The following is a 12,419-nucleotide window of genomic DNA, read 5'->3' on the forward strand; positions in this document are numbered from 1 at the left end:
TTTCATACTACATATTGCTATAAATAGCTCAACTCAGATAGTCAGCAATCTGACCAATAAGGGCATTCCTCAAAGTAGGATCTTCTTCATTTTCTTTTGTAAAACCGATAGTTTCAAAAATGGGCTGGCAACTTTCCATAAGGTTGATTACCTCATATGTAAGAATACCAGATTCCTGAAAGGCGGTATAGGTTGTCTCAAACTCATCAGAAAGTAGAGATTGGAGATAAATAAACCGGGAAGGTTTTAGATCTTCGGTAAGTATGTTGAGACAAATTTCTTCGATGATATATTGAGGTGTACGCTCGGATAACATATCTTCCAGTAAGGATTTTACACTACTTACTTTTTCATTGAGATAACCCAATACATCATACTCTTCCTGTAGGGCAAACGTTAAGTCAGGATTATTATGAATGATATAGAACCATAGTTTTTCTTTGAGTAGATCTTCCATATCTATTGGTTTTAAATACCAAAGAAGGATTGAATCACGGTAGCAACTACAACCAGAAATACACAACTTCCAAACCAGGCTGCTGCTACTTTCCCGGTATCTGGATCTCCCGCGTTCCACTTCTGATATACTTTGACAGCTCCAATTAATCCTAAGAGCGCTCCTATGGCATACATTAGATCTGTACCAGCATCGAAATAACTTCTTACTTGTTGATTGGCTTCATTGATTCCCGCAAGACCATCTTGACCGTAGGTCTGATAATTAAATACCAGAAGTGCAAGGATTATAGCAACAATAGCTAATTTTTGAGGGTTAAACTTTCTAAAATTCCATTCGCATTTTTTCATGACACATTATTTTAAAGTTCAAATAATTAGGTAAAAAACGAAGGAGGCTGCCGCTGTCACAATTCCACTTTCCTGTCACATCTGCCATACCGCATCGGGACGGACAGGGCATTTCCTCCGTATAAAAAGTTCAAGTTTTTTCAGATCCATAATGCTTCCGCTTCCTGCTGAGTAAGAACTATAGCATCGATTTTCGTACACTCTGAAACAATTAGTTCACTCACAGAAGAACTAAAAGAAGAGTTTTTGATGGAGGGGTATTCAACAAGAATTGATCTGAGATAATCGATAAATTCTTGCCTTGGAATTTTCTTTTTGGTTGAATCCGTGATAACAGTTTTTAATCGCTCTATTAAATGATCAACATCTTCAAATGTGGTGTCAAATTCTCCAAACGGAGATTGTACGGAATTACGTTCTGTCGATTCCTGAGAATGCAACAATGGATCAGGTTCATAAGAACTGGTATGCTGTGGTGTACGGAATTGAAGTCTCCGCTTGCCATTTAGAAGGTCTTTGATCTCACCAAAGTAAAATCGGAATCCTACAAATAAATACCAGCTTGCTAATAAAAGAACAATTACAACTATGTAATTGCCCCATGAAATGTTTGTAAACATACGCTCCTCATTTTATCGTTCTACATTAGTTCTTTACCATCCGAATTCCTGGGTTATTTTCACATCCGGATGTTCGTAATTATAGGGCAAAGAAATGTTAGTGAATCAACTGCTACAAGTCCAACTTTTTGTTGTACCCCGGTTGTACCCCGTTGGACCCCCAGTAAAATCAGGGAGAAAAAAAAATAGAAAAAATGAAAAAAAATAAAAAAGCCTCCCAGTGGGAGGCTAATCAAATGGCATAATTATGAATGAATCGATAAAAAAGATAATTTATACCTAATAGTTAGAGATAACTATTAGGCAGGCTAGCTGTCAAAAATTAATACCTTCAAAATCTGACTTCCTCATAATTTGCCATCCGTTTTTTGTTCGTATAAAATAGGCCTTATGTTCTTTTACTGTTGTTAGGTCTTTATTGAATAATGAATTAAAAATAGTATTAGTTCTTATTGTGGTATAAGATACAATTGCTTTTTCACCAGGGCTGTTACTTGTTATGTCTTTTATACTTTCAAATACTTCATCGGCAATCTTTACTTTTTGAATATTGTGTTCTTTATCCTCGTGGGAAGTGGGCAGGAAATAGGGTTGTGCTTTTTCTGTAAATGTTATTAATGGTTTTCCTATATCCCGCAGTTTTTGGGTACGTTGTACAATCACAAATCCTTTATCTTCTAATCCCCCTTTTAATAGTTTTCTTGCATGCTCAGGATCACTACAAAAAATATCATAATCGACTACCTTTGGGTAATGATATTCTTTTTTAATAAGTTCTGCTGCTGTAGCCTTGTCCAATTCTTCAGTATTGCATCCAACCGTTATCAGGAGGATTGTCATTGTTAAAATTTGCTGTAGTTTTTTCATGTCGTTAAATTTTAAATGGATTATTGTTCAGTTAATATTCTTTAATCTGTTTAATCATGCGTTCCAACGTCTCAATGGCTATCTCTTTATCCCGTTCTTCGGCAACATATGCCTTACTACGCATAGAATCATAAGAGAGATCTGTCTTGTTGGGAGTCGATAAAAACGGGACTATTGTTTTAAATAAATGGTTCATCGATTTTGACATTAGAATTTTCAGTTCATCGGAGGCACGTAATATTAAGGCTGTCTGATCTGTTGAAAGTTTGCATAAGACTTTTCCAGAAGGATAATTTGCTGTAGGAGGTCTAGCTGTCCTACCTTCAGTTATTTGGAAAGGTGCACTCAGGTAATTTGCAAATCTAGATTCAACGAAAGCGATTAATTCACCCAAACAAGTAATTAAGGTAGTTGTAACTTCCTTTAGATTGTCAGTACAAAAGGTGTTATCACTATTAATTTCACTGATTTTATCCTGAAGAAAAATCAATGTGGAATAGTAATTCCCAACTAAAATTTTGATTTGTTTTTCCTTAGTAAGAGAAAATACCTGGATAGTAAACTGTGATTGGATAATTAATGTTTGCTGAGTTGCTTTTTCAATAATCTCTTTTGATTGAACTGGAGTAATCATAGTAAGGTCTGTTTTATTGGGATCAAGGGTTGAAGTCACCATTAAATCCATCCATTCTAAAAGATAGGTTTGAGTCATTCTTTTTACTTTTAATTAGTAAATATTGCTATCGACTTGTAATCGACAGTATTCTAAATCAATAGTTGCAGAACATTACTAACCCAGCCAAAACAATTATTTCATAGTATTGGGTATATTTAAACTTAAACGATATTCACTTGGAGAAAGGAAAGTATGTTTTTTAAAAAAATTGCTAAACAAAGAAGAATTGCCAAATTGCAATTCTTCTGTTATGTTGATAATCGTTAAGTCTTGATTTTGAAGTAAGTACTTTGACTCCAATATTATTGCATCTACAATAAATTCCTTGGCTGTTTTTTGTGTACTTTCCTTAACAATTTTCGTTAAATGATCAGCAGTAATGCATAACACGTCTGCATAAAATTTTACACCATGCTGCTTTTTATAGTTTAACTCAAGGGTTCTGAAAAACTGTAGTAGTATTTTTTCTTTTAGGGTATTATCAATATTTAATTCTTTATAAAACTGATAATATCGCTCCGCAAGATCGTAGATCAATAAATTAAAACCTAGCATCAGTGTTTCTTCTTTGAATACGTGTTTGCGGTACCGTTTTGCTTTACTAAATAATAATCTGAATAAATCAAGCAGATGTAGAAGATCTTTATTTTTAAGTGATATTTTTGATGGGTATTTGGCAATATATAACTCAAAATACCCAATGTGTGGATGCTTTAAACTATTTATATAGGCAAATTCTAAAGTGAATGACAACACGCAGATCTCTGATGGCTCGTTTATAAATAGCACTTTACAGAATCTACTCAGTGGAATAGTGATAATCTCATTAGTAAAGAGGTGAATTTTATTTTCATTAATTTGAAGGTTAACAGAACCAGATTTAACCAGTACAATCGAAAAATAATTTTCATTAAAAAGATCCGTCACTGAAAATTTCGGTACCGAATTTTCAAGTAAGTGAATTTTTAAACCTAACGGAAGAGATATAGATTTTATGTTTGCCAAGACAGTATTCTTTGTTTAGTTTTCAGTTTTACTATTTTTGAAATTACATTACTTTATAGATGCCTCATGTATGTTTGAGAACTTTACCATAAGGAAAACAGAGACAAAAAACATATTAGAAGCCGTAGTTCCGAAGAAAAGAAATGCAAGATTCCTCGGATTACTACCCTTCAACTCACCATCGGCGAGATAGGCAATTATTTCATCATAGCTTAGCAAGTCCATGATGAAATAAAGGCTGATAAGATTGAAGACAATTAACAGGATACAAAAAATGCCGATTAATTGTTTTTCAATCAAAAATATTTGACTCATCATCTGCTGAGGATATTTTTTTGTTTAATAATATCTAGTACAACTGCTGTGGTCACTGCCTGAAAAGGACTCTCAATTAGACCTTTTACGCCTCCCTCAAAATTTCCGATAGATGTTTTCCAATCTGGATCTTTCCGTTTTTTGATTACACGAAGAATGTGTTTGGCCAGGGATGACGACAAGAGAATTATTTTCTTATCATCAGTGGTGAAAGTGCTATTATTGATGACTAATATTTCGAACGCTATGATCTGTTGATAAATGATATCGTATTCTTCGTTCTCTTGTAAAAGAAGTGAGTTTATGAAATCAAATAAGCAACGTTTTGCATCAATGGTCATAGAGGACTTCGCTAATGTTTCCTGTAAGCTGGACATAGGGTTTTTTAAGAGTAGTTCTATTTCTTTGGGACTAACAACCGAAGTGTTATTTCCCATGTTTAAACTCATTAAATCTTTATTTTGTAAAGCTATTTTACTAACCCGCTCACTTATTCTTAGAATTGTAGTGTCAGAATTAGTGTCTAAAGTCTCATAAACAGTAAGTATGTCTTCATAAGCTTGTCCTAACTTGTCATAGGGATTTACTGGATTCGCAACATCAGTAGGACTTAAACCTGTAGAAATTTGGTCAACTTCTTTAGATGCATTTTCGTTGGTATTAATCACCTCATCATTAGTACATGAGATTAATAGCGATGATAAAATCACTACCCATAATGAAATTGTTTTCATAATTAAGATGTGTTAAATGTGGCTGACTTATAGAGTCAGTTCATTTTACCCGGGTAAGCAGAACTTTAAATTAGCGCCTTGCTAATTTTTTTGCTTTTGAATTCAGGACAAAGCTAAAAGGAGCATTCCAGCTTCACAACACAATAGGTATGGATTTCCGAGAATAATGGTATGGATTTTCGGAAAATCCACACCTCTTTTTTTAGAATTAACATCTTATAATCAATAGTTTATGTTATATTTGACGGAATTTGTTGCAAAAAAACCTTACGCTATTTCTAAAGGCTTAAGTCATAAAAAAAATAGAAATTGTATAGGAAAATCCCTCAATTTTAATTGAACTAATGATTAAAGTAATCTTCCTTATACTATCCCTTTGCCTGGGAGAACCGATTTGCGCACAGAAAACTGGGTTCAGCTTTCCTGATACGCTTCGCAATAAGAATTTTGATTATCTGTACGAACGAATAGAAAATCTAACTGAAGATAGTACTAAGCAGTCCATATATCTCAAATCATATCTACACAAAGCTAAGTCAGAGAAAAATTCTAAAGAAATAGTAGATGGATATAGAAACTATCTACTTTATCTACCCGACAATTTGAAACTTGTGTATGCTGATAGTATGATCTCTACGGCGATAAAATCAAAAGACAATGCATTAATAGGATCTGCATATTTATCGAAAGGAATTGTCTATTATGGACAGAAGAAGCACAGAAGAGCATTAGATAATTATTTAGCTGCTAATAATTTTATATCCCAAACCAACGATCAGTATCTAATTTTTAAAGTTAAATACAACATTGCCGGTATAAAATACTATCTCGGATTTTATAATGAAGCAATAGCATTGTTTAAGGAATGTATTGGCTACTTTAAAACAGACAAAGAAAACGACCGAGCCTATCTGAACTCAATTCATTCTCTAGGGTTATGTTATAATAAAATAGGCAATTATGGCTTATGTACTGAAACTAATAATCTGGGGCTACAAGAAGGAAAGCGACTTAAAAACGAAGAAATGAAGGATTATTTTATTCATTCAGAAGGTGTCAATGAATATTTTAAAAACAATTTGGCAGCATCTATTAAAAAGATAACTTATACCCTTCCAACATTGGTAGAAAATAAAGATTTTGGAAATGAAGCTGTCGGATATTTCTATATTGGCAAAAGTTATTGGGATCTCAAGAAGCTAAACTTAGCATTGTCGTATTTTAAAAGAGTAGATAATATATTTGAAAAGAAAGGATATATCCGACCAGACTTAAGACAGAGTTTTGAGATTCTCATTGATCATTATAAATCTAAAAACGACCTCAAATTACAATTGCATTATATAAGGAAATTGATTAAGGCTGACAGTATTTTAAATAAAAGATATAGATATTTATCAGGAAGAATCCATAAAGAATATGATACAAAACAATTGTTAGCAGAAAAAAAACAAATTGAAACTTCTCTTGAGATTAGAAAGCACAACGATGTTATTCTAACAAGTGTAATTGTTGTTTTATTTTCATTACTATTATTTCTGGTATATCGATATAACAGAAATAAGCGGGTTTATAAGCGAAAGTTTGATGAACTAATGGGGAAAAATGAAACGAGCAAAACTTTAACCAAAAGTATACAACCTAATATACTGGATATAAATCAGGAAACGGTCAATTCAGTTCTTAATCAATTAGAAAAATTTGAAAGTGAAAAGAAATTTCTTGAAAAAGATTTAACATCAATAAAACTTGCTGTTGCTTTTGATTCTAACGCCAAGTATCTCTCAAAAATAATACAACACTACAGAGGTAAAAAATTTGTAGAATATATTAATGACCTTAAGGTTGATTATTTAATTAGTCAACTTAAGGTAAATAAACAGCTAAGAAAATACACAAATAAAGCGCTAGCAGAAGAAGTAGGATTTAGCAGTACACAACGTTTTGCAAATGCGTTTTTTGCCAGAACAGGAATGCCAACAGCTTACTTTATTGAAGAAATAAAAAAAGAGCAATCATAGTAACATTTCCATGGCTTTCTCAGGTGTGATTCTTCTCTTTTTCCATTTCCCATTTGGCACATTCTTATTTAAATAGTTGAAAGACTGTTTGATAATCTTTCGCAAATTCTACACTAATTCACACTTCTATACAAAGATAATGGGCTATCTTTTTATTTGATAAGGTAAATTTTGCCTACCTAAAGCGTCTTATTTCCTACCTTTTACATTAGGTTGATTAGATCATCTGATTTGCTATATCACTAAGGTACTGGCGAATAAACTCCATCAATAATAATACAGTCCTATATCTTTTACACTTAAGCGATAATTTGTGCATTTAGTCGATAATTTTACTTTTAAAATCACTAAAAGTTGGTATTGTATATGGAGCAAAGAGAGTCTATCATTGCACAAATTATATCTATTTAACTTCATTACGAAGCAAAACATAATATATCTTCTTAAAATGCTATCCTAAATATATGAGAAAAAACTACTTACTACTTTTATTTATTTGTCCATTATTTATGCAGTCCCAAGATATCCTTTGGGAAAAATCGTATGGAGGCAAACATGCCGATTATCTTTTCGATGCACAACCCACAGCCGATTATGGTTTTATACTGGCAGGCAGCTCTTTGTCTGATAAAACTGGAAACAAAACCGATAATAATCATGGTGATTTAGATTATTGGATTTGGAAAATGGATGAAAAAGGCGACCTCGATTGGCAAAAAAGCATTGGAGGAAGCGGTTTTGATTTACTACAAAGCATAAAAAACACAAGAGATGGCGGTTTTATCCTTGCAGGAACTTCTAGCTCCCCAAATGATTTCCAAAAGAAAGATCCTTGCAAAGGAATTACTGATTTTTGGGTAATAAAGCTCGATGCCAAAGGCGAAGAGCTGTGGCAGCGAACAATTGGTGGTAGCGGACAGAATGAACTTTTATGTGCCTTTCAAACAAAAGACGGCGGGTATATGCTTGGAGGATCATCAAGTTCGAGTCCGGCATTAATAAGTACATCAAAATCTTTACCTCTGGATACCAAAACTGATATCTACGCTAAATCTGAAAAAAGCCGTGGAAACATGGATTATTGGATTGTGAAATTAGATAAAGCAGGAGTTGTAGAATGGCAAAAAACCTATGGCGGTCAGTACGCAGATTTATTAAGAAGCATGGAACAAACCCAAGACGGAGGATACATTTTAGGAGGCTATTCTAATTCGCCACAATCAGGAGACAAAACTGTACCTAATAAGGGAATAGGAGATTATTGGATTATAAAAATTAACGATGTAGGTGGGATAGAATGGCAAAATACGTATGGTAGTAATGGTGATGATCAGTTGTATGTAATACACCAAACACATGATGGAGGTTATATAGCAGGAGGAAACTCTAATAGTACCCAACCCCTTACTACTTTAGGCGGTACAGTAGGTAACGGTACCGATTATTGGGTATTAAGACTAGAGGAAAAAGGAGAAGTAATCTGGAGTAAAACCTATGATTTTGGCAAAGTAGATATCTTAACCTCATTAGTAGAAAATAAAGATAAGACCTACCTGATTGGAGGTTATGCCCAAAGCGAAAAAAAAGCTCCTAAAGAAGGTATTGTTGGGAAAGTAACTGGTTTGATAGATAAGGACAAAGAGGGAATTAATGATTATATCGCTTTAAAAATAGATGATAAAGGCGAAGAACTCTGGAAGAAAACAGTTGGAAGTGCAGGAGAGGATATCCTTCGCAAGCTTGTAGAAACCAGAGATGGCGGGTATCTTATGGCAGGAACCTCAAATTCCAGTGCCTCTAAGGATAAAAACGGAAGCATAGGTGATAATGATTTTTGGGTAGTCAAGCTAAAAGACAAAACCAAACTCGAAAAAGTAAAAACAAGTGTAGAAGCCATTCCTAATCCAGTTGTAACATTTACCAATATCATTGTAGGATATGAGTATGAAACGGGTACTGCAACAGTTGTAGATGTGGCAGGACGGATCCTACAACAATTTAGTATTACAGAACGCACTGTTCCTGTAGATTTAAGCCGTTATGCCGAAGGTATTTATGTGATAAACATAAAAACAAATGTACAGAGTGATGGCGTGAAAGTAATAAGAAGAGGAAAAAATTAAAAAAGTCATAATGAATACAATACATACCAACAAGAGAATTAATTACGCATTTTTTCTGTTGTTCATTTTCACATTCTTACAAGCAGTTGCACAGGATAATAGTAAATTCATGCCTAATATAACACCACCATCACCTGTAGCCGGGGAATTAGGTAAATACGGTAACGTTCCTGTTGGAATGTTTACTGGGGCGGCAAACATATCAGTTCCATTGATAAGTTTTAAAACAAAAGATTTAGAATCTCCTATGTCACTTTTTTATGGCTCTAACGGAATTAAGGTAGATGAAGTTGCTTCGAATGTGGGATTGGGTTGGAACCTCAATTTTGGAGGCGTTATTACCCGAACCGTAAGAGATAAATCCGATGATTTACAAACAATGATTTACCCACCAGATGATATGCCTAATGCTACCAATGCTGAAAGAGTAGCGTTTTATAAAGCAGCTGCGCAAGGCAATGCTGATTCAGAAAGAGATATATATTCTTTTAATTTTAATGGCAACTCAGGAAAATTTATATATGATAAAAACAACATACCGGTTTTAATAAATAATCAAAAAATTAAAATAGAAAGAATCACTAATAATGCCGATTTTTTATTGACCACCACCAATGGTGTTAAATATTATTTTACCGAAAAAGAAATAACTTCTTTTAGAAGTCAGGGAGAGGGACATTCGATAATAAGTGGCAGTGTAACGGCATGGTATTTAAGTAAGATGGTACACCCAAACGGATCAGAGATTTATCTTACTTATGACGGAGCAAATATGAATTATACGGCTTCAAATTCTCAAACGCTCACTATGTCATATCCAAAAATGCAAAGAGGCTGTGATGTTAGTGCTCCATACACTAGTGATCCAGCTCTTAGTGGTATTGTATCGTATAATATGAAGGTTATTGGGAAACGAATAAACAAAATAAGTAGTAATAATAGTAATGACGGGTACGTAACTTTTGCTTATACAGCTTCTGGAACCAATGAGGAAGTGGATGGAAATAGTAAAATCGAAACCATCACCCAATACAATGCCGATGGGCTTGTGATTGAAAAAATAAACTTCAATTATTTAAAAACGCCCAACGAACGTGTTTTTTTGCAAAATATCACGTTTAACGATCCAAGTAAGAAATATGCCTTTGAGTATATAAATCAGACTGGTTTCCCTAGAAGACTCTCAACAAGTCAGGACCACTGGGGGTATTATAATGGTAAGGATAATATTAATTTAGTTCCTAAAAACATAAAAGATTTTGATATAGGTTTAGACAATATAGAGTACGATGGAGCCGATAAAGAACCAAATGGGAATCTTGCTAAAATAGGACTGCTGAATAAAATTATTTATCCAACCAAAGGATATACGGAATTTGATTATGAGAGTAATACTTATTGGGGAGAGAAAACAACTTACCCCAAAAAAACTACACTAACCTTAAGAAAAACAAAAGAAGAAACAAACAATGAAGCAAAAACTATAAATATCACTTCACCTATTGATCAAACAATTGAGATTTATGGTAGTGTTGTTTATTCAGGTAATGGTCCAGCACCTGGACAGGATGGAAATGACCCTGGAAATACAGGACATTATAGTGCCTCAATGGGAATAATCTGCGTAGATTCTTCAGAAAATTGTCTTGGATTTTATGAAAAGAATGACCGTGGTAATATCTATCATGGAGGTGGTTTTGCTTTTTTGACTGGCAGAGATAATGCTATTGTTGATAATGTTTTTTATTTTGATGCAAAAGCAGGAAAAACATATACGCTTCTTCTTTCTAAAAATGGAAACGGGGCTTCAGCAAGGGCAGATATTAACTATTATGCTACTGCCTCAGTAACGATATCTACAAATATAGAAACAGGGGGTGTACGAATCAAAGCCACTAAAGATTTCGCAGAATCATCGGCTAAAGCCAATTACAAGCGCTATTACTATGCTAATATGAATGATATTAATCATTCTTCGGGAGATAAAGGGAAAACTCCTTTTTATGCGGATATATCTACTCAAAGAAGATTGTGTCCAAAAACAGATGAAATCGATGGAGGATGTTATTATGTGGATAATAGTAATCTTACAATTAGTTCTAGTAGTATAATTTCTTTATTTGATACTGGTAGCAGCAATTGTTTTTATAAGTATGTTACGGTTAGTGAAGGCGGTGATGCTTTTGAAAATGGTGGAGAAATGAAAGAATTTATTATTCATAGAGACTATTTTAGTAATCCTATTTTAGGAGGTGAACTTAAAAGCGCTCCGCTTACTAATACTGGATGGGATAACGGTTTGGAAAGAAAATCAAAGGTATTTCAGAAAAAAATTGAAGGTGCTCCGTTTGTAGTTGTAGCCGAGAATGAAAATATGTACAAGTTAGATCCTTCTTATAACAAGGAGATAAAGGGGTATACGGTTAGAAAAGATTTTGAAGAACTCTGCGCCGATGTTAGATCTGTTGATAATTTGAGTATAGCAGAATATAAAACAATAGCATACTGGTTTTATATGGAATCGTCCATATCTAAAAAATACGATCTTAAAGGATTAAATCCAATAGAAACTACAACAAATTATGGATATAACAATCCTACTCATCTTCAGCTGACTTCACAAAGTACCAAATCCTCATTGAAAGAAACTTTGCAAACCAAATATTATTATCCTCAGGATATGACTGCAGAACCTTTTGTTTCAGAGATGATCACAACTAATAGAATTGATACTCCATTGAAAACAGAAACTTTTAGAGGGGGTACAAAACAATCCGAGCAAAAAACAGAATATGCAAAGGATGCCACAACGGGTAATTTGTTGTTACCAAAATTTATCTATGCTGCCAAATTTCCTAATTCCCTTTCTACAGCAAATTCATTAGAGAAAAAAATTACTTACGATAAATATGATGATGTCGGGAATATACTCCAATATACTTTAGAGAGTGGTACACCAGTGGCAATCATTTGGGGATATAATAAAACAAAACCTATTGCCAAGGTTGAAAATGCAACTTACGATCAGGCAAGTGTAGCATACGCAACAAACGAAAATACATTTAGGAATAACTTACCCAATGCAATGATTACAACCTATACCTATAAACCATTAATAGGCGTAAGTACTGTAACAGACCCCAAAGGTTTAACTACCTATTATGAATATGACGAGTTTAATCGTTTAAAAGTAGTAAAAGACAGTCAGGGCAATATATTATCAGAAAACCAATATCATTATAAAAACTAGT

Annotated in this window: 10 protein-coding genes; 3 read left to right on the forward strand and 7 right to left on the reverse strand. The window is 33.6% G+C overall.

Annotated features, from left to right (window positions below):
* Window positions 1–28 precede the first annotated feature (28 nt).
* From SHI72_RS15185 to SHI72_RS15215, 7 genes are all read right to left on the reverse strand, one after another.
* Complete coding sequence (locus SHI72_RS15185; protein ID WP_323490520.1) at window positions 29–457, reverse strand: hypothetical protein; 429 nt, start codon at window positions 455–457, stop codon at window positions 29–31.
* 11 nt (window positions 458–468) lie between these two features.
* The gene (locus tag SHI72_RS15190) at window positions 469–807 is read right to left on the reverse strand and encodes a DUF4134 domain-containing protein (protein WP_323490521.1); all 339 of its coding nucleotides are present in this window, start codon (window positions 805–807) and stop codon (window positions 469–471) included.
* Window positions 808–947: 140 nt separating this feature from the next.
* On the reverse strand, window positions 948–1,427 hold the full coding sequence (locus SHI72_RS15195; RefSeq protein ID WP_323490522.1) for a hypothetical protein: 480 nt from the start codon (window positions 1,425–1,427) through the stop codon (window positions 948–950).
* A 315-nt stretch (window positions 1,428–1,742) separates the two neighbouring features.
* Entirely contained in the window at window positions 1,743–2,294 is a 552-nt protein-coding gene (locus SHI72_RS15200) for a hypothetical protein (protein ID WP_323490523.1), read from the reverse strand.
* 31 nt (window positions 2,295–2,325) lie between these two features.
* Window positions 2,326–3,006 (reverse strand): hypothetical protein, encoded by a 681-nt coding sequence (locus SHI72_RS15205; protein WP_323490524.1) that lies wholly within the window; start codon window positions 3,004–3,006, stop codon window positions 2,326–2,328.
* A 96-nt stretch (window positions 3,007–3,102) separates the two neighbouring features.
* Window positions 3,103–3,975 (reverse strand): helix-turn-helix domain-containing protein, encoded by an 873-nt coding sequence (locus SHI72_RS15210; RefSeq protein WP_323490525.1) that lies wholly within the window; start codon window positions 3,973–3,975, stop codon window positions 3,103–3,105.
* Between the two features lie 314 nt (window positions 3,976–4,289).
* Entirely contained in the window at window positions 4,290–5,024 is a 735-nt protein-coding gene (locus SHI72_RS15215; RefSeq protein WP_323490526.1) for a hypothetical protein, read from the reverse strand.
* A gap of 344 nt (window positions 5,025–5,368) precedes the next feature.
* Between SHI72_RS15215 and SHI72_RS15220 the strand changes: the two genes are divergently transcribed.
* The 3 genes from SHI72_RS15220 to SHI72_RS15230 all read left to right on the forward strand — a co-directional run bounded on the left by SHI72_RS15220 (window position 5,369) and on the right by SHI72_RS15230 (window position 12,418).
* Window positions 5,369–7,045 carry an AraC family transcriptional regulator gene (locus SHI72_RS15220; protein WP_323490527.1) on the forward strand — a complete coding sequence of 559 codons (1,677 nt, stop codon included), beginning with the start codon at window positions 5,369–5,371 and terminating at the stop codon, window positions 7,043–7,045.
* Between the two features lie 464 nt (window positions 7,046–7,509).
* Complete coding sequence (locus SHI72_RS15225) at window positions 7,510–9,168, forward strand: T9SS type A sorting domain-containing protein (RefSeq protein ID WP_323490528.1); 1,659 nt, start codon at window positions 7,510–7,512, stop codon at window positions 9,166–9,168.
* A gap of 10 nt (window positions 9,169–9,178) precedes the next feature.
* Window positions 9,179–12,418 carry a SpvB/TcaC N-terminal domain-containing protein gene (locus SHI72_RS15230; protein ID WP_323490529.1) on the forward strand — a complete coding sequence of 1,080 codons (3,240 nt, stop codon included), beginning with the start codon at window positions 9,179–9,181 and terminating at the stop codon, window positions 12,416–12,418.
* Window position 12,419: the final 1 nt, after the last annotated feature.

The organism is Flavobacterium sp. PL02 (genome assembly GCF_035013205.1).
Classification (GTDB): Bacteria; Bacteroidota; Bacteroidia; order Flavobacteriales; family Flavobacteriaceae; genus Flavobacterium.